General features: G+C 39.9%; 20 protein-coding genes and 1 riboswitch. Of the genes, 2 read left to right on the plus strand and 18 right to left on the minus strand.

Annotated elements, in window-relative coordinates; genetic code table 11:
• Nucleotides 1–13 precede the first annotated feature (13 nt).
• From prmC to IPU53_RS00795, 8 genes are all read right to left on the minus strand, one after another.
• Complete coding sequence (gene prmC, locus IPU53_RS00760; protein ID WP_207446393.1) at nt 14–874, minus strand: peptide chain release factor N(5)-glutamine methyltransferase; 861 nt, start codon at nt 872–874, stop codon at nt 14–16.
• Nucleotides 875–1,945, minus strand: a complete 1,071-nt coding sequence (gene prfA / locus IPU53_RS00765; RefSeq protein ID WP_207446395.1) for a peptide chain release factor 1 — start codon at nt 1,943–1,945, stop codon at nt 875–877.
• Between the two features lie 138 nt (nt 1,946–2,083).
• Nucleotides 2,084–2,695 (minus strand): thymidine kinase, encoded by a 612-nt coding sequence (locus tag IPU53_RS00770; protein WP_207446397.1) that lies wholly within the window; start codon nt 2,693–2,695, stop codon nt 2,084–2,086.
• 165 nt (nt 2,696–2,860) lie between these two features.
• On the minus strand, nt 2,861–3,067 hold the full coding sequence (rpmE, locus tag IPU53_RS00775; protein WP_207446407.1) for a 50S ribosomal protein L31: 207 nt from the start codon (nt 3,065–3,067) through the stop codon (nt 2,861–2,863).
• A 188-nt stretch (nt 3,068–3,255) separates the two neighbouring features.
• Nucleotides 3,256–4,539, minus strand: coding sequence for a transcription termination factor Rho (rho, locus tag IPU53_RS00780; RefSeq protein WP_207446932.1), 1,284 nt, complete (start codon nt 4,537–4,539; stop codon nt 3,256–3,258).
• 230 nt (nt 4,540–4,769) lie between these two features.
• Nucleotides 4,770–6,056, minus strand: a complete 1,287-nt coding sequence (locus IPU53_RS00785) for a UDP-N-acetylglucosamine 1-carboxyvinyltransferase (protein ID WP_207446412.1) — start codon at nt 6,054–6,056, stop codon at nt 4,770–4,772.
• A gap of 368 nt (nt 6,057–6,424) precedes the next feature.
• Nucleotides 6,425–7,279 (minus strand): class II fructose-bisphosphate aldolase, encoded by an 855-nt coding sequence (locus IPU53_RS00790; protein ID WP_207446413.1) that lies wholly within the window; start codon nt 7,277–7,279, stop codon nt 6,425–6,427.
• Between the two features lie 147 nt (nt 7,280–7,426).
• Complete coding sequence (locus tag IPU53_RS00795; protein WP_207446415.1) at nt 7,427–7,810, minus strand: response regulator; 384 nt, start codon at nt 7,808–7,810, stop codon at nt 7,427–7,429.
• 166 nt (nt 7,811–7,976) lie between these two features.
• Between IPU53_RS00795 and IPU53_RS00800 the strand changes: the two genes are divergently transcribed.
• Nucleotides 7,977–8,498 (plus strand): DUF2529 domain-containing protein, encoded by a 522-nt coding sequence (locus IPU53_RS00800; protein WP_207446418.1) that lies wholly within the window; start codon nt 7,977–7,979, stop codon nt 8,496–8,498.
• Between the two features lie 58 nt (nt 8,499–8,556).
• Here the strand turns inward: IPU53_RS00800 and IPU53_RS00805 are convergent, their stop codons facing one another.
• The 8 genes from IPU53_RS00805 to IPU53_RS00840 form a co-directional block, all read right to left on the minus strand.
• The gene (locus IPU53_RS00805; protein WP_207446420.1) at nt 8,557–10,158 is read right to left on the minus strand and encodes a CTP synthase; all 1,602 of its coding nucleotides are present in this window, start codon (nt 10,156–10,158) and stop codon (nt 8,557–8,559) included.
• 286 nt (nt 10,159–10,444) lie between these two features.
• Nucleotides 10,445–10,996 (minus strand): DNA-directed RNA polymerase subunit delta, encoded by a 552-nt coding sequence (gene rpoE, locus IPU53_RS00810; protein ID WP_242697976.1) that lies wholly within the window; start codon nt 10,994–10,996, stop codon nt 10,445–10,447.
• A gap of 547 nt (nt 10,997–11,543) precedes the next feature.
• On the minus strand, nt 11,544–12,731 hold the full coding sequence (locus IPU53_RS00815) for an RNA-guided endonuclease InsQ/TnpB family protein (protein ID WP_207446422.1): 1,188 nt from the start codon (nt 12,729–12,731) through the stop codon (nt 11,544–11,546).
• A gap of 170 nt (nt 12,732–12,901) precedes the next feature.
• A complete protein-coding gene (locus IPU53_RS00820; protein ID WP_207446424.1) occupies nt 12,902–13,099 on the minus strand; it encodes a hypothetical protein in 198 nt (65 codons plus the stop codon).
• Between the two features lie 550 nt (nt 13,100–13,649).
• Entirely contained in the window at nt 13,650–15,764 is a 2,115-nt protein-coding gene (locus IPU53_RS00825; protein WP_207446426.1) for a heterodisulfide reductase-related iron-sulfur binding cluster, read from the minus strand.
• Between the two features lie 375 nt (nt 15,765–16,139).
• Nucleotides 16,140–17,372, minus strand: a complete 1,233-nt coding sequence (locus IPU53_RS00830) for an ABC transporter ATP-binding protein (RefSeq protein WP_207446428.1) — start codon at nt 17,370–17,372, stop codon at nt 16,140–16,142.
• A gap of 1 nt (nt 17,373) precedes the next feature.
• Complete coding sequence (locus tag IPU53_RS00835) at nt 17,374–18,429, minus strand: FecCD family ABC transporter permease (protein ID WP_207446430.1); 1,056 nt, start codon at nt 18,427–18,429, stop codon at nt 17,374–17,376.
• Entirely contained in the window at nt 18,392–19,384 is a 993-nt protein-coding gene (locus tag IPU53_RS00840; RefSeq protein ID WP_207446432.1) for an ABC transporter substrate-binding protein, read from the minus strand. The genes IPU53_RS00835 and IPU53_RS00840 overlap by 38 nt, the downstream gene beginning before the upstream one ends.
• A 112-nt stretch (nt 19,385–19,496) precedes the next feature.
• A riboswitch (cobalamin riboswitch) is annotated at nt 19,497–19,675 on the minus strand.
• Nucleotides 19,676–20,003: 328 nt separating this feature from the next.
• On the opposite strand from IPU53_RS00840, the gene cls reads away from it, so the two are divergent.
• Nucleotides 20,004–21,200, plus strand: a complete 1,197-nt coding sequence (gene cls / locus IPU53_RS00845) for a cardiolipin synthase (protein WP_207446434.1) — start codon at nt 20,004–20,006, stop codon at nt 21,198–21,200.
• A gap of 358 nt (nt 21,201–21,558) precedes the next feature.
• Here the strand turns inward: cls and argS are convergent, their stop codons facing one another.
• Entirely contained in the window at nt 21,559–23,229 is a 1,671-nt protein-coding gene (gene argS, locus IPU53_RS00850; RefSeq protein WP_207446436.1) for an arginine--tRNA ligase, read from the minus strand.
• On the minus strand, nt 23,226–23,669 hold the full coding sequence (locus tag IPU53_RS00855; RefSeq protein WP_207446438.1) for a DUF1934 domain-containing protein: 444 nt from the start codon (nt 23,667–23,669) through the stop codon (nt 23,226–23,228). Before IPU53_RS00855 ends, argS begins: the two co-directional genes overlap by 4 nt.
• Between the last annotated feature and the right edge of the window lie 79 nt (nt 23,670–23,748).

The following is a 23,748-nucleotide window of genomic DNA, read 5'->3' on the forward strand; positions in this document are numbered from 1 at the left end:
GACTTTAAAATCATCACTCTCTGCATTGAATGATGACGATTCGATCTTTCCCGTTAATATCAAATAGTATTTCCGTAAGCGCTGTTGGGAAGACCTGCTGCATTAAAGAAGCGACCGCTTCCCCTTGGCCTGCTCCAATTTCAAAGGCGATCAACGCTTTTCTCTGAACGATTTTCGGTAAGCCCAAGGCAAATCTCCTATAAAAATCCAGGCCATCCTCTCCAGAAAATAAGGCCAAAGAAGGCTCATGATCTCGAACAACCTCATCTAGAATATCATCAACAGGAATATAAGGTGGGTTAGAAAGGATAATATCCATTTTTTCGCCGGCCTGTATAAGCGGTTCAAGTAAATCTCCTTGCTGAAAATGAATCGTTGCTCTCAATGCATTTGCATTGTCTCTTGCTACTTTTAATGCATCCTGAGATATATCCGTTGCCATCACCTGCATATTTGGAGATTCTAGCTTCATGGTAATCGCAATCGCTCCACTACCAGTCCCAATGTCTACTAACTTCAAATGCTCGTCTACAGGGAATACATTATGTATTCTCCGCAAAACAGCCTCGATTAACTCTTCTGTTTCTGGACGAGGAATCAATACATGTTCATTTACGATAAATTTTCGTCCGTAAAATTCTTCATACCCAATAATGTGTTGAATGGGTGCGCCTGTTATATGCCGCTTTACCGCCTGTTCAAAACGTTTCCATTGATCCTCTGTTAGTGACATTCTTTGTTCTGCTAACAACGTAGATCTATCTATCTGTAAAATCCACAGAAGCAGCCATTCCCCAGCATTCTCATCACGATGATGTTCCTTTAAACAAGAAGAAGCCCATTTCAGGGCCTCAAACACTTTCTTCGCTAACATTTATTCTTCCACGCTCTCAAGCTTTTTCGATTGATCCTCAATCACCAAACTATCGATTACTTCATCAAGCTTGCCCTCGAGAATTTGATCCAACTTTTGAATCGTCAAACCAATTCGATGGTCCGTTACCCGATTTTGCGGGAAATTATATGTGCGAATTCGTTCAGAACGATCTCCAGAACCTACAGCTGATTTCCGATTGGCATCATATTCCGCTTGGGCTTCCTGCTGGAATTTATCATAAATACGTGCCCGTAACACCTTCATCGCTTTTTCTTTATTTTTAATTTGCGACTTTTCATCCTGGCAGGAAACAACAATCCCTGTTGGAACATGCGTTAGACGAACAGCAGACATCGTTGTATTAACACTTTGCCCCCCTGGACCACTAGAGGCAAATGTATCTACACGGATATCCTTTTCATGAACATCTACTTCTACCTCTTCTGCTTCAGGAAGCACAGCCACAGTGGAAGTTGAGGTATGAATTCGCCCGCCTGATTCTGTTTCAGGCACACGTTGAACACGGTGAGCCCCATTCTCATATTTAAGTTTTGAGAAGGCACCATTTCCTGTAATCATAAAAATAATTTCTTTAAATCCTCCAAGACCTGTAGAATTTGCTTCAATGACATCTGTTTTCCAGCCTTGCGCCTCCGCATAACGACTATACATGCGATACAAATCACCCGCGAATAAAGCTGCCTCATCTCCTCCAGCAGCACCACGAATTTCCATAATGACGTTTTTATCATCGTTGGGATCTTTCGGGATAAGGAGAATTTTCAAACGCTCTTCCAGCTTTTCTAGTCTTTCTTGAAGCTCATTGACTTCCTCTTTGACCATTTCTCGCATATCTTCATCTAATTTTTCATCTAACATATCTTTAGCACCTTTAAATTCTTCTTGTGCTATCTTGTAGTCTCGGTATACTTCTACGGTTTCTGCAATACTGGATTGTTCCTTTGAATATTCCCTTAGTTTATCGGAATCACTGACCACTTCTGGATCACTTAATAATTCATTTAACTTCTCATAACGTTCTTCAACCGATTGCAATTTATCAAACATGCTTTTCACCTCAAAAGTTGGCTTCCATGATTACTATATTATAACGTTGGCTCCCTTCAAAGCAAACCATTCTGCGAAAAAAAGGAAATTTTACTAACTACCCCAAGAATAAACGTTCGCTAAGAAGGGGGTGTTTCTTCATGGATTTTCCATTTGTGTGATAGTCGAGGTTAACTTTGTAGGAACTTCATGATGATGTCGACAACGTGCTTCATAGCTCTCCGCAGCACCTACCATAATAACTGGATCTTCATAACAGGCTGGCTTACCATTGATTAAACGTTGGGTACGACTAGCCGGTGATCCACAAACAACACAGACTGCTTGAAGTTTTGTTACTCGTTCCGCAATCGCCATTAATGTAGGCATTGGACCAAATGGCTCTCCACGAAAATCCTGATCTAAACCAGCAATAATGATTCGATAGCCTTGGTTAGCCAGCTGTTGCACAATATCCACAAGACCCTCATCAAAAAATTGCGCTTCGTCAATCGCTATAACGTCTACCTCTTCATTGAGTCTCTGAAGTATATTCGCAGAGGAAAGTATTGGTTCTGCCATAATCGCAGTTCCATTATGAGAGATAATTTCGTCTACGCTATAACGGTCGTCTAATTGAGGTTTAAATACCAAAACCGATTGATTAGCGAAAATGGTCCTCCTTACACGTCGAATCAGTTCTTCAGACTTTCCTGAGAACATGCTTCCACAAATCACTTCTATCCACCCTGGTTGTTTCATCATTTCCATGAAGCAATAACTCCTTCCTCTGTGCTCATGTATCAGAGTAATGATCTTCTACTAAAGCTACCCATGTCCTGTGGATAACGTAGAAGTCGGCACAACATGCGCAAACCCAATTTCAAGCATTAAAAAAACAGGCAATTATACATGCCTGTTTTTTTCAGCCTATTCTTATTTTTCTTTAAGGCCGTATTTTTTATTAAAGCGATCAATACGCCCATCTGCAGAAGCAAATTTTTGACGGCCTGTATAGAATGGATGACATTCTGAACAAATTTCAACTCGCACTTCATCTTTTACAGAACCACTTTCAAATTCATTCCCACATGCGCATTTCACCATAATTTTTTTATATGCTGGATGAATTCCTGCTTTCATTCTTTTCATCTCCTTATGCCCTGAATCATTTGCTGAAACAGAGTAAAAATACACTAGAAATCGTTTGTGTTCGTATCATGCAATAAAAGCACAAGTTTAATTATAACAACTCTATATTTAGATTGCAATTATTTTAATAGAAATTCTATCGGAAATATCTTCCTTGCTACAGAAAAAAATAGCATTGATTAGACTAACGTTTTACTGTTTGCCCTTCCTCTGGTTTCTTCTGCAAGCATATTAAAAAATTCTTCATTGGTTTTAGATTTCCGCAATTTACGCATGAACTTTTCCATAAAGTCCGGAGTATCAGACATCGCTTTACGCAACTTCCAAAGTTTATCCAGTTGCTCTTTTGGTATGAGTAGTTCTTCTTTTCTTGTACCAGAACGATGAAGATCAATAGCAGGGAATATTCTTCTTTCTGCCAGCGAGCGATCCAAATGCAGTTCTAAGTTCCCAGTCCCTTTAAATTCTTCATAAATCACGTCATCCATTCTTGAACCTGTATCCACAAGAGCAGTTGCTAGAATCGTTAAACTGCCGCCTTCTTCAATATTTCGCGCCGCACCAAAAAAGCGTTTCGGACGGTGGAATGCAGCAGGGTCTATCCCTCCTGAGAGAGTTCGACCGCTTGGCGGTATAACTAAATTATAAGCACGCGCCAATCGTGTAATACTATCCATCAAAATGACAACATCACGACGATGTTCCACTAGTCGCATCGCTCTTTCTAACACAAGCTCCGCCACTTTAATGTGGTTTTCTGGTACCTCATCAAAAGTCGAGCTAACCACATCTGCGTCAACGGATCGTTCAATATCCGTTACTTCTTCAGGACGTTCATCTATCAATAAAACAATTAACTCTGCTTCCGGATGATTCGTTGTGATAGAATTAGCAATTGACTTTAATAGCATTGTTTTTCCAGCTTTCGGTGGGGCAACAATTAATCCCCGTTGGCCAAAGCCTACAGGTGAAACCAAATCCATGATTCTTGTTGATAGATTGGTTGGGGTCGTTTCCAATTTTATCTGACGGTCAGGATACAGAGGAGTAAGCGCAGGGAAATGAACGCGTTCCTTTGAAGTTTCAGGATCTGCTCCATTGACCGCTTCGACATGAAGCAATCCAAAATAACGTTCGTTTTCTTTCGGAGGCCGAACTTTACCGGAGACTTTATCACCATTTCTTAAATCAAAACGACGAATTTGTGAAGCGGAAATATAAATATCTTCCGAGCTAGCCGTATAATTAATTGGCCTTAGAAACCCAAACCCTTCAGATTGAATGATCTCCAAGACACCTTCCATAAAGAAAAAGCCTTCTCGTTCAGCGCGAGCTTTTAAAATTGAAAAAATCAATTCCTTTTTCGTCAATTTACTGTAGTAAGAAATTTTGTATTCCTTAGCTAATTCATATAATTCTTTTAATTTCATATCTTCAAGTAATGAAATATTTAAATCCGCCATCATGACACCACACTTTTTTAATTTCAAAAAATATAAAAATAATAGCTTTGTTAAAATACGGGAAGGATGCTAGTTAGCTGCGCAATGAAGAGTTGGAGCTTTGAAGATGTCTCTATATTACACGGAAATGGGAAAACTTGCAAAGGGAGTCTATTTTATCCTTCAGACTCCCCGCTTTTATGTTTATTTATACTCTATATATTCAATCGATCGTACTGAGTCCTATAGACCTATACGTTCTTTATTTGTTCCATTTCTTCCTCTGTCATCTTTTCACGCCAAATCGTCGCACCAAGTCCATTTAGCTTTTCAACCAAGCCACTATATCCACGATCAATATGGTCTAGACCTGATACCTCAGTAATACCGTCTGCAAGTAATCCGGCTATAACTAAAGCAGCTCCAGCTCGTAAATCAGAGGCTTTCACTTTTGCACCTTGCAATTCGGATGGACCATTAATAATAGCTGAACGGCCTTCTACTTTGATATTTGCGTTCATTCTTCTTAATTCATCAATATGCTTAAATCGTCCAGAATAAATGGTATCTGTTACGATGGATGAACCTTCTACCTTTGTTAACAATACAGTAAGTGGTTGCTGTAAGTCAGTTGGAAAACCAGGATAGACAAGTGTTTTTATATCAATCGGTTTAAACTGATCTCCCTTACCAATAAAAATTTGGTCATCCCCAACATCTACTTGAACGCCCATCTCTCGTAACTTCGCTGTTAGTGATTCGAGGTGATGTGGGATCACATTATCAATCAGAACACCTTCTCCTACTGCCGACGCTAGTATCATGTATGTACCTGCTTCGATCCGGTCCGGTATAATCGTATGACGGCAGCCATTTAATGTTTCGACACCATCAATACGGATAACATCTGTCCCTGCACCTTTGATTTTGGCTCCCATATTGGTTAGAAGTGTTGCTACATCAATAATTTCTGGTTCTTTAGCCGCATTCTCAATAATGGTACGTCCTTTTGCTTTGACGGCAGCCAACATAATATTAATAGTAGCCCCAACACTCACAACATCTAAATAAATACGAGAACCTCGAAGTTCATCTGCTCGTAAATAAATAGCCCCTTGTTCATTCGTAACCTTTGCTCCAAGAGACTCAAAACCTTTTATATGCTGATCAATGGGACGAGGACCTAAATGACAGCCACCCGGAAGACCGATAACTGCCTTTTTGAATCGGCCAAGCATAGCCCCCATCATATAATAAGAGGCTCTTAATTTTTTTACCTTTCCATTTGGTAAGGGCATTGAAACCATCTTCGTAGGGTCCACTGTCATGTTCCCCTGATCAAAGTGAACGTCTCCACCAATTTCTTCTAGCAATGCTTTTAAAATATGCACATCTGAAATATCAGGAAGGCCCTCGATTGTCACAGGCGACTCAGCCAAGAGTGTAGCAGGGATTAAGGCAACGGCGCTATTTTTAGCCCCACTTACTTTAATCGTCCCTTTTAAAGGATAACCACCTGCAATTTTAAGCTTTTCCATCTTAGTCGTCCTTTCTGGGAAATAATAAGAATAAAAGGCTAACTTAGCGACTTACTGTTGACAGACTCAAACGTTTTGCCTGCAATAATACGTCTTGTACGTCGCAACGCCTTTGTGACCTGCTTTCTGCAGGCCTAATTATACAATATTATATACGAATTTTGGCGAAACATGTAAAAAAGTAGTAATTTTTAACATTTGTGTAATCAAATCATTATATGAGGCCCAAGCAATAGATATTTTATATTTTTTTGTAGATCATAAAATAGGAGTAGTGACATTGAAGGAGAACAAAAAAAGCGTAAGGCGACAGTGAAAACCGCCCATGAAAACGAGCGGCCACCATCATTTATGCTTTTTCTAAAAAATTATGCTTTTTCAGAGGAACCAAATTCACGCATCTTGCCAATCACCGTTTCTTTAATGGCATCACGTGCTGGTCCAAGATATTTACGAGGATCGTAAAGATCAGGTTTTTCTGCTAAAACTTCACGAACTGCTTTGGCAGAAGAAATTTGGTTTTCTGTATTCACATTAATTTTAGCTGTCCCTAAAGAAATCGCTCTTTGAATATCCTTCGTTGGAATACCTGTACCACCATGAAGAACTAATGGCATTCCTGTCAATTCTCCGATCTCTTCCATTTCTTTGAATCCAAGATTTGGCTCACCTTTGTAAGGGCCGTGAACAGAACCTAATGCTGGTGCCAAGCAATCAATACCTGTGCGTTCTACTAACTCCGCACATTCTTTTGCATCTGCATAGATAATGCTTCCAGATACATCATCTTCTTGTCCACCAACAGTACCAAGCTCAGCTTCAACCGATACCCCATGGAAATGAGCAAGTTCAACGACCTTAGAGGTTGTTTCAATGTTCTGTTCAAATGGATCGTGAGAAGCATCGATCATTACAGATGTAAATCCAGCATGGATAGCTTTGGCACATGCTTCAAAACTAGAGCCATGATCTAGATGGATTGCCACAGGTACAGTAATTTCATATTCTTCCATTAAACATTCTACCATTTTCACTACAAATTTAAAACCACCCATATAGCGAGCCGCACCCTCTGAAACACCAAGAATAACAGGTGAACTTTCTTCCTCTGCAGCTTGAAGGATTGCTTGTGTAAACTCCAAGTTATTAATATTAAATTGTCCTACTGCATATTTTTCGTCTTTTGCTTTATTAAGCATATCGGTCATAGAAACTAATGGCATTGCTTTTCCTCCTCTGGGGTAAACTGCGCACTGGTGTGCTATTTTAGGACTATATCCTAGCGGTTAGTTTTCTTCCTTTCTTATCATACCAAATTCACCTACTTATTACCAACGATTTTACCAATGGGATGATATACCAGACAGACTCTATGAGGGAGCGTCTGTATTTCCTTCAAATAAATATTTTTTAACAGCACTGCGAACTTCTTCAATATCAAATGGTTTTGAAAAATGAGTGATAACCCCTAATTTTTTGGCATTTTTAATTAATTCATGTTCACCATATGCCGTCATTATCATCACCCCAATATTAGTCTTCATCTTTTTCATTTCAGCCAAAATTTCCGGACCACTCATACCCGGAATTTTCATATCTAATAATACTAGATCAGGATCATGCTCTTCTGTGATAGATAGTGCCTCTGGTCCATTAGCCGCTTGATAAACTTGATAGCCTTCTTTTTGTAAAATTTCGTTTAATAAAATACGAATACCAAATTGATCATCGACAATTAATATTTTCTTTGTCATTTTATCTCCCTCTCAATATTGTTAATTAGAATAGTAAAATATAAATCCAGTAACACTTGTTAATATTCTATTTTTATTTTACTTAGTCCTTCAAAAATCCCTTTTTTTCTTCATATTTCAACAGTATAATGAGTGAAGGAATAGGGAAAGGAGCAAATTTTTAAAAATGCAGAAAATGTTTACCACCCAATTATCAGGACTTTTTACCCGCATTATGGATAAGGAAGCTTATTCGATTGAAGATGGAGCCAGATTATTAGCGCAAGCTTCTGCTGGTGAGGGAGTCATTTATATAAAAGGCTTTGGAGAAATGGAAGGGGTTGTGCTAGAGGCCATCCATGGTCCGGAACCTTTAGAAAATGCACGAGTCCTAAAGGATGTTGCCGACCTTAAACCGATTGATCGAGTGTTGCTATTTACACGTTTCTCTGATGATCATAAGGCCAATGAATTCGCAAAACAGCTGGAAGAAAAGGGCATTTCCTTTGTAGCCGTCTCAGGGGTTAAAAAAACAACTGAACACCATCTTCCTGATGTAGCTGATGTTCATATTAATACATTTGTATTGAAGCCACTTATTCCCAATGAAGATGGAGAAAGAGCTGGATTCCCTACTTTAATAGCAGGTCTTTATATTTATACATGCATAAAATTTATTTTAGATGAGATTTTAACTGAAAACGAATAGACAACAGCCTGTTTTGCCCAATTGAAGTGAACAAAACAGGCTGTTTTTTCAGCTTAGATTATTTTTCTGTCTTCATAGCTGCTTCTACAAAACCATAAAATAATGGGTGCGGGCGTGTTGGACGTGATTTGAATTCTGGATGGAACTGACTTGCCACGAACCAAGGGTGATCTTGTAATTCAACGATTTCTACAAGACGTCCATCTGGACTAATACCTGAGAAGACAAAACCATTCTCTTCCATTTTTTCTCGATACGCATTATTAAATTCATAACGGTGTCGATGGCGTTCCTCAATGATTTCTTCTCCATATGCTTCATAAGCCTTTGTGCCAGGGGTTAATTTACATGGATATCCGCCTAAACGTAATGTTCCACCAAGATCCGCTACGCTCTCTTGATCAGGTAATAAAGCAATAATCGGAGCCTTCGTATCTGGTTGAATCTCTGCAGAATGGGCCGTTTTTATCCCAAGCACATTGCGAGCATATTCTACAGAAGCCAACTGCATACCAAGACAGATCCCTAGAAATGGAATACGGTTTTCACGAGCATATTGAATGGCAATTAATTTCCCATCAATCCCACGGTCCCCAAATCCACCTGGAACGAGAATACCATCTACCTCTTTCAGTTCCTCTTCTACATTTTCACTTGTCATCTGTTCAGCATTTAACCATTTAATGTTGATTTCCGAATTGAATGGGTATCCGGCATGTTTTAAAGCTTCTACTACAGAAATATAGGCATCTGGTAATTCCACGTATTTTCCAACAAGGGCAATCGTTGTTGTATGCTCAAGTCCCTGTACCTTTTCAACGAGCTTTTTCCATTCTGTCATATCTGCCTCGCCACATTCTAATTTCAAATGCTCACAGACAATTTGATCCATTTTTTGTTCTTGGTAAGATAATGGGATGGAATATAGAGTACTTTCATCAAGCCCCTCAATAACAGATCCTTTATGAATATCGCAGAATAAAGCAAGCTTGTCCTTTACCTCTTCCGAAATTGGTCTTTCCGTACGAACAACAAGAATATTTGGCTGAATTCCTAAACTATGAAGTTCTTTTACACTGTGCTGAGTCGGTTTTGTTTTCATTTCTCCAGCTGCTTGTAGATAAGGAATGAGCGTACAATGAATGTACATTACATTATCAAGTCCGACATCATATTTCATTTGTCTAATCGCCTCTAAAAACGGAAGTGACTCAATATCTCCAACCGTTCCACCGATCTCAGTAATGATAACATCTGCTTTTGTTTTTTCAGCAACGCGATAAATACGATCTTTAATTTCATTTGTAATATGTGGAATCACTTGAACAGTGCCGCCTAGATAATCCCCGCGTCGTTCTTTCTTGATCACCTCTGAATAAATCTTACCTGTCGTCACATTAGAATATTTATTTAAATTAATATCAATGAATCGTTCATAATGTCCAAGGTCTAAATCCGTTTCCGCCCCATCATCTGTAACAAAAACCTCTCCATGCTGATAAGGACTCATCGTTCCCGGATCCACGTTTATATACGGATCGAATTTCTGAATCGTCACACTTAACCCACGATTCTTTAGAAGTCGCCCAAGGGATGATGCAGTGATTCCTTTTCCTAATGATGAAACTACCCCACCGGTAATAAATATAAATTTAGACACAATTCTTCCTCCTTCTTTACCTTCTACTCTTTTTCAAAATCAACAACCCGATATAAAAAAGTAGTACACATAGTGAAGGCAGTACGAGCAAAGCTCTTCCAATTGATAATAGGAAAAAACTCCATATTAGCAAAATAGAGATAGTGAGCTCTACCATATTCCTTTATAAACAGAAAAAACGCCCCCGTTACAAATGTAATGGGAGCGTGTTGGTTTATAAAAAACAGTCCTTTTTCAAGGAGCCCAAATAAGATAATACATATTCGTATTTAGGAAGTCAAGTGAATTATTCTTCCTCCTCTTCTTCTACCTCTTCTTCCTCATCATCATCTAATTCATATTCCTTATCATCGTCATCGAGAAGGTCGTCATCAAAATCATCATCTTCTTCAAATTCTTCCTCGCGAAGAGCTTCTAAGCTTTCGTCCTCTTCTTCCTCATCATCTAGAACTTCCTCCTCATCCTCGAGGTCATATTCAAGTTCTTCTTCTTCCAGATCCTCAAGCGGATCTTCTTCTTCCTTGACCACTTTTTTCGCTTTCTTTTTCTTCTTAGGTTTTATTGGCATGACCACTTCTTCATCAATTTGTTCAATCGGATACCATTCACGAAGGCCCCAACGATTCTCACCAAGTGTCATAAATCTTCCATCTATATTTAAATCTGTATAAAATTGCACCATTTTTTCTTGCATTTCATTTTTGGATAATCCTAGATTAGCTCCCAATTCATCGATTAATTCTTGAAAGGAAATAGCTGCCCCTCTCTCCTCAAAAATTTGAAAAGCAACCTCAATGAGTGACATTTCCTGTAATTCTTCCTTCGATCGTTGCAACATTGAAAATTCGCTCCCTTTATAGATATTTACAGTTTTATGTACGTAAATCCGCGATAAGATCATTTTCACAGCAAGATTTCCTATTTAACTTAGTTTCCCTTGCTAACAAACAGCTGTATTCTTCTTTATCTAGCTATTTTAAGGCTTTTGCTTACGATAAGTCAACATCGATTCGACCTTTGGGCTCATCGTATTTCCTTTATCTCGTCAGAAGCCTTTAAATTTAGGCCAGCAGGATGCTGGTCAGAACGGCGCTGCGCCAAAACGGCGCGCCCTTAGCCGTTCATCCTTATCAGCCAGTTTGTACGTTGCTGAACAGGCGCTTCCGCTTTTCTCATTATAAACAAAATGAACCTCCCGCCACTTAAAACATTCCGTTTTTGAAGTGGGGGTTTCCTAACAAATTAATGGAAGCGCTCCAACAAAGAAAGTGGGTGACACTCTCTTTTTACGAGCTCTCGTAGGAGTCGTTTTCATTAACTGCATTAGGCAACTACTTATCTAAAGATAAGCAGGGTCGGAACTGACCATCTACTACTTCCTGCCATTAGGCAATCCGTAGATACTTTGTATTTTTTAGGCTGAAATCAAGCACCTTGATTTCTCCGTAAAATGTTTTGGCGAAGAAATTGGACGCCCCGTGAATATCGCGATGGTTCGAATATCCGCAAGTACATGTATAATTTCTCGAAGATACTTTTCGTTTCTTCGAACAACAAGGACATTGTTGCGTTGTAAAGCTTTCATCATATTTGTTGATTGAAATTCCTGTTGCCCCTAGTTTATAGGTAAGGTAGGCATAGACTTTTCCAAAAGACCAATTGGATAGTTTCTGATTGGTTGTTCTACGACGAACCCTTTTCTTTTTACGGCGGGATGTGTTGCATTGAACCCCATCTACATGGCCAAAAGCCACTTCTTTTACTTCATTTTCAATGCACCAATCGACAAATTGCTTCGTCGTTTTGTGAAGGGCATCTTGAAGTTGTCGGTTGCTTTTCGAGAGAACATAGCGTTTCGCTCGATTGTATTTTTTCCACTGCTTCGAACCTTTTGTGCACTTACTCATTTTTCGTTGCAGTTCTGCCAGTTTTTTATTACGTAGCCGATGAATGGAACGGATTTTACGACCTGTGATGAGGACGCTTTCACCATTCTCCGCAACGGCCGCTATCGTATGAACCTCCCCAACATCAATAGCTGAACGGTTCACAAAGGAATTTTCTTTCACTTCTTGTCCATCTTCATAAGCAATGGACAATTGCAGCTGTCGGTCAAAAATCAGTTCGATTTCTTTGATTGGGCCTTTTGGTACTTCTTTTATCCAAAGAATAAGTGGTATTTGTCTTTTGCCTTCAAAGTCACCCATTGATAATTGGATTTTCCCATTTTCAAAGACTTTGAAACCGTTGTTGGCCCACTTCGTATTGAAATAGCCTTTCCGTTTGTACGGGTATTTATTCTTATGTCCTGCTTTCCTGGCCTTTAATGCCGCATCACGTGCAAACAGATATTTATGGCAAACAGCCTGTACGGATTGAGAATGAAGCGGGAAAATCCCCTTTGTCCCTTTCTGTAACGCACTCTTGGTGATCCACTTCCCCGTTTTCAAATGGGTTTCTTTCGCAAGTTCTAGACATCGATTCCAAACTTCCCCTGAAATTCGGTTACACTGGAACAGACGGTCAATGGTTTCTTTGCTGGCCCGGAACGGCGTCTTCATACAACGAATCATTTCTATCCCTCCATATGATGATACACTTAATTATACCACATATAGAAACGATTGTTCGTAAAAAAATAAGAGAAATAGGATCAAGCATTCATCTCCCACCTACATCTTGTTGAGGAAGGAAACTTCTGCCTAAGACCGTTAAATTCCTTTATGCTACAGTTTTTGATTTATTATTGATTTTTGTTAGGATCTCCATTTTTTATTGAGGTTTCTTCTTCCTTTTTGGATACGAATTGGCTTTTATGTACTAAAAAGAATAAAAAGATCGATCCAATCAAGAATGGGATGGCCCCTAGCGAATTTTGATAAAGAAAAAAGCTGGCGATCAAGAATAAACTCCCGACCATTATATAAAGTGCTATTTTCATACATCCACACCCTGTTCATCGAGGTTTGTTCAGTAACTCCTCATAAAAATTGTTTAAAAAAATAGAGGAGGCTGGGACAAAAGTGTTTTCATTCAAGACAAAACCGAACTACTAGGTGCATATACCCCGCTCCGGAAATATACTTCGCTAAGGTAATGCGTTGTTCGTCTTTGAGCTTAGCATTTTAGTTATGTCCCAGCCTCATCTATTTTCACATATTTCGAAGAATTTTTCCTTACATTTATTTAGATTATGAATGAGCTAGTACGCTTATCCCGCATTAACTGGCTGTAAGACCCCCACTTCAAGAATTCGTGGAAAACCTAGAATTGTAAGTGGGGGATCAACAGCCAGTAAAAGCCCGATTTGTTCGGGCCGACAAGAAGTTGGTCACAAAGGCGTTGCGACGTACAGGACAGGACGTACTAGTGCGGGCGAAACGACAGGATGTCGTGCTTTGAGCCTGCCGACAGGACGCCGCGAATTTAGCCTTTGATCTTCTGAAATCAGTGGGGGATGAAAGAAAACCCCCACTGATTGAAGTTTCACTTTATGATATTTTTTCATTTTTAGGATTTCCGCAAACTGATCTTTCCAACAATTCTGCTACATCATAGGTGCCAATATCATCTTCCACTTCTTTTGCCTTTGTTCCATCTGATAACATCGTCAAGCAATAGGGACATCCTGAACTAATGATCGATGGGTTTACCTTTAAAGCTTGTTCTGTGCGCGCAACATTCACACGTTGCCCCACATCTTCCTCCATCCACATTAATCCCCCTCCGGCTCCACAACACATCCCGTTCTCACGATTGCGATCCATTTCGACCAATGTAATTCCCGGGATCGCCTTTAAAATTTCCCTTGGTGGATCATAAACTTCATTATAGCGACCTAGATAACAAGAATCATGGAAAGTGATTTTTTCCTCGACATTAAATTTGGGTTTTAGACGTCCTTCCTGAATCAGTTGGTAAAGTAGTTCCGTATGATGAAATACTTCCGCTTGAAAGCCAAAATCAGGATATTCATTTTTAAAAATATTATAAGCGTGCGGATCAATGGTCACTATTTTTTTAATCTGGTGTTTTTCGAATTCCTTTATATTAGCTGCAGCTAATTCTTGAAATAAAAATTCGTTTCCTAATCTACGAGGGGTGTCTCCAGAGTTTTTCTCTTTATTTCCAAGGATAGCAAATTTCACTTTTCCCTCATTTAATAATTTTGCAAAGGATAAGGCAATTTTCTGACTGCGGTTATCGAAAGCGCCCATGGAGCCAACCCAAAGCAGGTAGTCAAATTCTTCTCCCGCCTTTTTCAGTTCCTTAACAGTTGGGACCTGAACATCCTCCCGAGCTTCTCTCCACACTTCCTTCTCTTTGCGATTTAATCCCCAAGGATTTCCTTGTCTCTCAATATTTTGCATCGCACGCTGGGCATCTGGATTGACTTTGCCTTCCGTTAGGACCAGATAACGGCGCATATCAAGAATATGACTTACATGATTATTCATGACAGGACATTGATCTTCACAGTTACGGCACGTCGTACAGGCCCACAACTCTTCCTCTGTAATAATATCACCGATCATACTTGGATGATAATCTACTGACGCAGCTGCTTCTTTCGCTCCCCTTCCCGCTCCAGCCTTCGCCAATTTATTCCCTAAAGTTCCTGAAAAGGCATATGTCGGAACCCACGGCTGCTTACTCGTTACGGCTGCTCCATGGTTCGTGAGATGGTCGCGTAATTTCGTCATAATATGCATAGGTGATAATGCTTTTCCAGTTCCAGATGCTGGACACATATTGGTACAACGTCCACATTCTACACAGGCATAGAGATCAACTAGTTGCAAATCTGTAAATTCATCAACTTTTCCTACACCAAAGGTTTCCTGCGTTTCGTCCTCGAAATCAATGGCTGATAACTTCTTTCCTTCATCAAGATTGCTTAAATAAACATTTGCGGGTCCCGCAAGTAAGTGGGCATGTTTTGATTGGGGGACATAGACAAGAAAGGCAAGCAAAAGCAGGAGATGAACCCACCAAGCAATATAAAACAAGGCAGCTCCTACTATAGGGTCCAGCCAACGAAAGATACTTGCTATTCCTGCGGCAACAGGTTCTGTCCATGTTCCAGGATCTTGATGCCATATAAAGGACATCGCATTTCCAAATAAGACAGATAGCATCAGACCACCAATAAACAATAGGACTAAACCTGCGTAGAAACCTCTTTTTAATCTCGCTAACTTTTCAATATATCTCCGGTAAAAAGCGCCAATGACTGCGATTAAAATGAGAAGTGTGACAATTTCCTGGAAGAATTTAAAACCAGGATATAGGGGGCCTAACGGAATATGAGAAGTGGGGACAAGTCCTTTCCAAATAAAATCAACGGCCCCGAACTGCACAAGAATAAACCCATAAAAAAACACAACATGAATAAGACCGCTCTTTTTATCCTTCAAAAGCTTCTTTTGGCCGAAAACATTAACAGCGATTCTCTTTAGTCTCTGTTTCACATCACGATCGAATTCTGCCTTTTTTCCAAGTTTCATATAAGCGATTCTTGTCTTCACGACATACACGAAGAGATAAACACCGTAGGCGGTTACAGATAGAAAAGCAATCCAATTAGGCCAAAACAGTGCACTCATTCCTAGCACTCCCTTTTTGTATCTTAGTCTCTTTATCATATAAAATGAATGATCATTCAGTAAATGCCTTTTGTTTCTATCCAAATTATGTTGTAACCAATCACTTTATTCCAAGAATCACAAATTGCTAGGCGGATGTCCAAATCAAGAAAAGCGCAAGGCGCCCGCTACCTTCGACAAGCAAATGTTCTGAACCAAAGAAAGGCGCTCTTTGCCTTTCATTGGTTCAGGTTATTTGACCTCGAGCCGATGGCGCCTGGAGCTGGATCAAGCATTAGCCAAAATTTATACTTTCTTACCTTTTCAAAAAAAGCAATCCCTCCTTATAGAAAGTAATTGCTTCTGATTTTATGTTCTATCATTTTATTCTTAAGCCTATAACGAATCAAAATGAAGAAAGTAATCTAATTGCTGCTTGATCCCTTCTTGTAAGCTGGAGCGTAACTCACTCGGATCAACCGATTGTCCATTTTGTGAAGATGCTATGATAAACTCCCCTTCAATTTTTCCCAATAATAGTGTTTTTATTTCGCTCACTGCCATCACGGCTCGAACATATCCTTCATCCGATAAGAAACCATTTATAAAAATACAATGATGAAAAAGCTGTTTGCCTGAATTCGCCCAGGTAATAATAAAGGATTTTCCATATGTGCCGCATTGGAAATCTTGGGAAGATAGACATTCCGCGATCTTGAACTGGCTTTCCCAGCCTATTCTACCATCTGGGCCCATTACTTTCAGTGGAACAGGAGCTTCGATACAGAGCGTGTTTTCTTTATACTGCACACATTTTTCATTGATGAGCGCGTCGTTTTCGCTCCTCCATTTATTTGGAAGCAAAACTATTTGTGGCTTTGGGATTATAGGATGGGGCTGTACTTCTACTTCTGTTTGATAGACCTTCTGAACCGACGTTTTTTGAATGACCTCTTCTACATTCCCCACAGCATGAACGTTCCCTTTGTCCATTAGGAGTACACGATCACAATAAAGACTTGCAATATTCAAATCATGAAAAATAGAAAGAACAGTCAGCCCTCTTTCAATTACCCATTTTTTTAATTGATCCAATAGTTCTTTTTGAAAAGCTAAGTCCAAATGATTCGTTGGCTCGTCTAGTAGTAAAATTTCCGGATTCTGTGCTAGGGCTTGTGCAAGGAAAACACGTTGCCGTTCGCCACCTGAGAGCGACTGCAATAATTTATGTTGAAAAGAGTAAACGCCGGTCGCCTTCATTGCTTCCTCAATCATTCGTTCATCCTCTTTTCGGTCAGTCGCTTGAAATAACCCCTTTTGATGAGCATAGCGCCCCAATGAAACCGTCTCTCTTACGGTATATGCAAAAACCTCAGATTGAATTTGCGGCAACACAGCCATTTTTTTCGCCAGCTCTTTCGCGGTAAAGCTTTTAAGCGATCTATTTTGAAGAAGGATCTCTCCCTCCTTTGGATGTAGCAAGCCACTGATCATTTTCAATAAAGTTGTTTTCCCACTTCCATTCGGCCCGAGGATACCAAAGATCTCACCTTTTTCTACTGAAAAGGAAAGATCAGCTAATACTTGATGGCCAGGATATCCACCCGAAATATGATCAATTTTCAGCATTTTATCCTCTACTTTCTCTTTTTCGTCTCATCAAAATCATGGCAAAAACAGGTGCTCCAATAATAGCCGTAATGACTCCGATCGGAAGCTCCGCTGGTTGGATAATCGTCCGAGCGATTAAGTCAGCTAGAATTAAAAAGCCTGCCCCGATAAACATGGATAACGGCAATAAATGTTTATGATCAGGCCCCCATAATAATCTTGTTACATGTGGGATAACTAAACCAACAAAGCCAATGGTGCCCGAAACAGCGACGGCCGCTCCAATCAGTAGAGACCCTGCAAATAAAACAAGCATTTTGCGCTTTTCCACATTAACTCCTAGATGATGCGCTTGCTCCTCACCAAATGACATGGCATTTAATTCTCGGGTATTTACTAACAATAAGCAAGCACCAATAAGGAAAAACGGAAGAATGATCCAAACATAGCTCCAGCCGCGCATGGAGACACTTCCTAACAGCCAGCCAATAATTTGTCTTAGCTCTTGTCCAGATAAAGCAATAATCAAGGAGAGGAAGGCTCCCAAAAATGAACTAAAGATAATGCCTGTTAATATAATCGTCTCTACTCGCATTCCAGGTTCAATTTTACGAGCAAAAAATAAGACAATAAAAATCGTAATAAAAGCCGCAACAATACTGGCGGTTGGCAATGTTAATAACCCGACAAATGGAAGACTGATTTGAAAAAAAATCACCACGACTGCTCCAACCGAAGCACCAGAAGAGACCCCCAAAGTATATGGATCAGCCAACGGATTTCTCAATAATCCTTGAAAAGCAGCTCCTGCCAATGAAAGGGATGCTCCAACCAGCCCGGCAAGCATGACACGTGGCAAACGAATATTGGTGACAATATTATCAAGCAAAGGATCAGCTTGAATGGAAAGAGGAAGAAGATGATGGCTAAAAATAACCATCATCTCCTTAAAAGAAACTTGTACTGTCCCGACACTTACACCAAGACATAATGTAATCACCAAAAAGACGATCGCAAGGCAATATGAAATGCTTAGCTTATTCTCCGTATATTTCTGGATAAATGGTTTTAGCAAGCTCCTCTACTCCTTCAATAATCCGCGGACCTGAACGACTTACAAGATCTTCGTTCACTTGATATACTTGTGCCTCTTTGACCGCAGTTACCTCATTCCAAGCTGATCTCTGTAACACCTGATCTACTGCATCTTCAATATAACTATAATTGACAATGATCACATCAGGATTACTTTCAATGACAGCTTCCTCGTTTAAAGTAGGATACCCGTCCTCTGTCACAGTATTTATCGCACCGACTTTTTCTAACATTTCATTCATGAATGTACCTTGACCTGTCGTGAATATTTCTGGTGCAGGTTGAAGTTCAACGAAGACTGTTTTTTTCTGATCATCAGCAATCTCTGCCGACTTCTCTGTAATCTCAGCTAACTGTGATTGCATATTCTCAATAAGCTCGCTCGCCTTATCTGATTTTCCAAGCGACTGACCAATCGTTTCAATCGTTTCATAGACTGATTCAAAACTTTGTGCGTCCTCGATCACCAATACTGTTACCCCACTATCTTCTATTTGCTTGAGCCCACTTTCCCATGTTGCAAGGTTGGTACCATGAGCAAGTACAAGGTCTGGTTCCAAGGAAAGTACCTTCTCAACATTTAATTCAAAATTAGCAGCCACTTTTTCGATCTCATTCACTTCTTCAGGATAATTATCATATTCAGTAGACGCACCGACCACGTCATTTCCTTTGTCTAATGCGAATACGATCTCCGTATTACTTGGCATTAAGGAAACAATCCGTTCCGGCTCCTCTTTGATCTCCACATCTTTCCCTGTTGCATCTTTAATCATCACTGGATAAGTAGCTTCTTCTGTCGACTGCTCCTCTGTTACTTGCTCCTTATTTCCTTCTGAATTTTTTGTATTTGGTTCTGCATTCGTTCCGCAGCCAGTTAGTAACGTAAATAGCAGCAAAATGATGGCTATAAAATTGATATTCCATTTTCTCATCTAAATTTCCCCCATATAAAATAATAAAAAAACATCGCCTACTGGAGATGCTTTGAGTTATGCAGAGAGCAAAATTTTTTCGCTACTTCCTCTCTCCCCATCCGCGTAGGTTGATTGACAAATAGCATCGGCAGGTCTCCTGGCTTATGATCATCACTTACTACCCCTTCCCATGCAAAATGCACAGTGGTTTTTGTAGCAGCTCCCATTTACAGTGGCGGGACCGCGTTGGAATCATACCAACTTCCCTATTAAGTCGAAAATAAGAAAAGCGTAAGGCGGTTGTCTAGGGGCGACAAGCAAATGTTCTTGAATCAAGGAAGGGCGATCTTCCCCTTCCTTGATTCAAAGTTATTTCGTGGAACATCGGCTAAGGCCGCCACGTCCTGTGGCAACGCCGATGGACTCGCCTCCCGCGAGCCTCGAGCCCCTACCGCCTGGAGCTGGACAAAAACAAAAGCGCAAGCACCTGTTCAGTAACGCACGAGCACACAAGGTTTATTTTCGACACCGATACTAAATATGTAATTTTCTACCCCATTCATTATACATCTTTTTTTAAAAACCAACATCTTTTTCCCATAAAGGGGGAAATTAAGAAATCGAAGGGGGATATACGATGAGTTTTGTAATGATAGGCATTTTCATTATTATTATTCTCATAGGCCTAGCCTTTATCAATTATTATTTAGGCAGACGCCATTTTCTTAATCAGATCGAGATAAGGCAATACCCCATCCGACATGGCCGGATACAGCTGATTACCACTGGAACAAATTTATTTCTTACTTATTTTGCCGATTTAAAAAAGGCCAAATCCACCATTCAAGTGCAATTTTATATTGTGAAAGATGACTCATTAAGCCAAACCTTTTTTAATATATTAAAGCAACAAGCTGATAAAGGGGTTAGAGTACAAGTTCTTTTAGATTGTCTTGGCAGTTGGAAGGTCCCTCGAAGCTGGATCAAAGAGGCCAAACAACATGGGATAGAAGTCGCCTTCTGTCATCGACCTAACTGGCTCTTTCCTTTGTATTCACTTCAACAACGTAATCATAGAAAAGTAACGATTATTGATGGGGCAATTAGTTATTTAGGTGGTTATAATGTCGGGATGGAGTACATTGATCAGAAACCTGGACTATCACCTTGGCGTGATTATCATATTCGGATAGAAGGTAAAGGGATTGAGGACTTGCAGCAAGAGTTTTATTTTGACTGGCAAAAAGCAACTGGACAACCACTCCCCCATGTTTCTAACAATCGTACAGCGAATGGGACAATGAAATATCAAATTTTTCCTACAGAAGGGGTAAAAATGGATGAGAAATGGCGCTCACTGATTAGACAGGCGAAGCACTCCATTTCAATCGGCACTCCTTATTTTGTTCCTCCTAAGGATCTTCTGACTGAATTAAATAAAGCGTTGATGAGAGGGGTACAGATAAAAGTTCTTGTTCCCAATACAGCTGATCACCCAATCGTAAAAGAGGCCTCTTTTTGCTATTTACGCCAGCTCTTATCCCTAGGTGCTACTGTTTATCAATTCCAAAAAGGATTTTATCATGCAAAAATTATGATTATTGATGAACAATTATGTAGCATTGGTACAGCCAACTTTGATAATCGCAGTTTTTTTCTAAATAGTGAGATGACCTGCTTCATTTACGATAAACCTTTCATCGCACACGCAAAGGATACATTTGAACAGGATATTCAGCAATCAGAGGCGCTCTCCCTTCATGGACTCAATCAAGTAGGCTGGTTCGTTCGCATAAAGGAAGGGATTGGTTGGCTAGTGAAAGGACTGATGTAAATGCAGGCTGGGACATAACTAAACGTTAAGCTTCAACGAACAATGTATTACCTTAGCGAAGGAAATATACGTAGACTCCTGCGGGATGTGAGAGTTCGGCAAGACCTCGGAAGGCGAAAGTATATTTCCGAAGCGAGTATATACACCATATTAGTTCGTTTTTTTCTTTGATGAAAACACTTTTGTCCCAACCTCGATGTAAATGGCGACACATTTTTAAAGCCCAGACGTGAGTGCTTGTCTGGGCTTCTACTTATCGAAGAAGAATGAACATTAATTTGGCTAATATTTAGTCAGTAGGAGGCGAGTCCAGTATATTTGCTTGTCACCCCTGAATAACCGCCTTCCGCTTTTCTTATTACATTTTTTCTGGTGCTGAAACGCCAATCAGTGCTAAGGCATTTTTCAGTGTAAGCTGCACAGCCTTCACGAGAGCTAATCTTGCCACTGTTTCTTCTTTGTTTTCCTTATTTAACACCTTTTCAGCATTATAGAAACTATGGAAAACAGAGGCTAACTCATAAATATAATGCGTAATTCGATGTGGGATTCTCTTCTCAGCCGCATCGGCAATAATTTGTGGAAACTCCCCAAGCTGCTTTAATAAGTGAATCGCCTTTTCACTAACAAGAATTTCAACCGATGTATCTTCATCAAAGGTAAAACCCTGCTCATCGGCAGCGCGAAGAATACTGCAAATGCGAGCATGTGCATATTGGGCATAATAAACAGGATTCTCATTCGATTCAGCGACTGCTAAATCGAGATCAAAATCAAGGTGGGTGTCCGCACTTCTCATTGTAAAGAAATAGCGAGTGGCATCTAGGCCTACTTCCTCAACAAGATCACGCATTGTGACGGCCTTCCCTGTCCGTTTACTCATCTTCATTTTTTCGCCGTCTTTATATAACTGAACAAGTTGAATGATTTCTACTTCAAGTCGACCCGGTTCATATCCTAATGCTTCAATCGCTGCCTTCATTCGCGGAATATAACCATGATGGTCAGCTCCCCAAATATTGATCAGTTGCTCATATCCACGAGCTAGCTTATCTAAGTGGTATGCAATATCTGGCATCAGATACGTGTAACTACCATCCTTTTTAATCAATACCCGATCCTTATCATCACCAAAGGCAGTCGATTGGAACCAAGTGGCCCCGTCCTTTTCATATATATAGCCTTTTTCCTTTAACTTTTCTAAAGCAGGGAGAATCTTCCCGTTTTCGTATAAAGACGTTTCCGAGTACCACACATCAAAAGTTACTCGAAAATCTTCTAGATCCTTCTTCAATTTCGCAAGTTCATAGTCCAATCCATACTGACGAAAAACATCAAATCGTTCCTGCTCATCCATTTGCACATATTGCTGCCCTTTTTCTGCTGCTAGCTTTTGTCCAAGCTCAATAATATCTTTTCCATGATAACCATCCTCTGGCATATCCTTTTCCAGTCCTAAAGCTTGAAAATAACGAGCTTCCACAGAATAAGCTAAGTTGTTAATTTGATTCCCAGCATCATTAATATAATATTCTCGTGTCACTTGATAACCAGCTTTATCGAAAATATTACATAAAGCATCGCCTACTGCTGCTCCGCGCGCATGGCCAAGATGTAAATCCCCAGTTGGGTTAGCAGAGACAAACTCCACTTGAACACTCTGCCCTCCCCCGGCATTAGAGGATCCATATTCATCCTTTTGCTTAAGGATAAGCGGCACAATGTCCGTTAAGTAGCGATTATCCATATAAAAATTAATAAATCCTGGACCGGCAATTTCTACTTTTTCAATGGAAGCCTTTGAGCGGTCGAAATGAGCTGAAATCTCTTCGGCAATCATTCTTGGCGCTTTTTTCGCAATTCTCGCTAATTGCATCGCCATATTTGTTGAATAATCCCCATGTGCTTGGTCTTTCGGGGCTTCGATCATCACCTCTGGCAGTTGCTCCGCTTCAGCAAGTCCTGCCTTTAAGATAGCTGCCCGAATCTCGCTTTTTAAATTCTCTTGCATCTGTTCTACGATATTCATTTGTTTACTTCGTCCTCCTCATAGACAATCTTCATCTCGTAAAAACCCGCTAACGTATCTTGCATTGAAAGCTCATAAGCCAGATGTAACTGACCGTCACAATGGTCATTTGTCTCATGATGTGTCAATTGTTTTGTATTTGTTGTTAAAAACAAGGTACCTAGCTCACTTTCATGTGAGCCTCTTTTTTCTTCATTCAATTTAAAATTCAAACGCATTTTAAGCAGGCCTGTTCGTAAAATGAATGCTTCATTCTTGGTGATTTTTACAACAGTATGGACCGTCCCTTGTTCTTGTATTTCATCATATTTTAAATAAATTGTATCACCTTTTTGATAATGGCGGCCAAAAACTGTCAGTTCATACGTTTCTTCGTCTTGATCCAGTTTAATTTTCGTCGTTAGGTGAATCTTTATCGGTGTTTGTGTGTCAATTAGCAAGAAAAGCACAACCTTTAAATACATTTTGTGTAACAGGAACTAACTAGGTTGAAGTACCTCCCTAATTCATCCTGATTTC

It is taken from the genome of Bacillus sp. SD088 (genome assembly GCF_017355205.1).
Lineage (GTDB): Bacteria > Bacillota > Bacilli > Bacillales > Bacillaceae_C > Lederbergia.

Coding starts and splice junctions, on each gene's coding strand:
- IPU53_RS00820 (WP_207446424.1), bottom strand. CDS start 13,099: ATGAAAATAGCACTTTATATAATGGTCGGGAGTTTATTCTTGATCGCC.
- argS (WP_207446436.1), bottom strand. CDS start 23,229: ATGAATATCGTAGAACAGATGCAAGAGAATTTAAAAAGCGAGATTCGG.
- IPU53_RS00825 (WP_207446426.1), bottom strand. CDS start 15,764: ATGAGTGCACTGTTTTGGCCTAATTGGATTGCTTTTCTATCTGTAACC.
- rpoE (WP_242697976.1), bottom strand. CDS start 10,996: ATGTTGCAACGATCGAAGGAAGAATTACAGGAAATGTCACTCATTGAG.
- IPU53_RS00790 (WP_207446413.1), bottom strand. CDS start 7,279: ATGCCATTAGTTTCTATGACCGATATGCTTAATAAAGCAAAAGACGAA.
- rho (WP_207446932.1), bottom strand. CDS start 4,539: ATGGCGGATTTAAATATTTCATTACTTGAAGATATGAAATTAAAAGAA.
- IPU53_RS00800 (WP_207446418.1), top strand. CDS start 7,977: ATGCAGAAAATGTTTACCACCCAATTATCAGGACTTTTTACCCGCATT.
- IPU53_RS00785 (WP_207446412.1), bottom strand. CDS start 6,056: ATGGAAAAGCTTAAAATTGCAGGTGGTTATCCTTTAAAAGGGACGATT.
- IPU53_RS00815 (WP_207446422.1), bottom strand. CDS start 12,731: ATGATTCGTTGTATGAAGACGCCGTTCCGGGCCAGCAAAGAAACCATT.
- IPU53_RS00830 (WP_207446428.1), bottom strand. CDS start 17,372: ATGCTGAAAATTGATCATATTTCGGGTGGATATCCTGGCCATCAAGTA.
- prmC (WP_207446393.1), bottom strand. CDS start 874: ATGTTAGCGAAGAAAGTGTTTGAGGCCCTGAAATGGGCTTCTTCTTGT.
- prfA (WP_207446395.1), bottom strand. CDS start 1,945: ATGTTTGATAAATTGCAATCGGTTGAAGAACGTTATGAGAAGTTAAAT.
- rpmE (WP_207446407.1), bottom strand. CDS start 3,067: ATGAAAGCAGGAATTCATCCAGCATATAAAAAAATTATGGTGAAATGC.
- IPU53_RS00840 (WP_207446432.1), bottom strand. CDS start 19,384: ATGAGAAAATGGAATATCAATTTTATAGCCATCATTTTGCTGCTATTT.
- IPU53_RS00770 (WP_207446397.1), bottom strand. CDS start 2,695: ATGGAAATGATGAAACAACCAGGGTGGATAGAAGTGATTTGTGGAAGC.
- cls (WP_207446434.1), top strand. CDS start 20,004: ATGAGTTTTGTAATGATAGGCATTTTCATTATTATTATTCTCATAGGC.
- IPU53_RS00795 (WP_207446415.1), bottom strand. CDS start 7,810: ATGACAAAGAAAATATTAATTGTCGATGATCAATTTGGTATTCGTATT.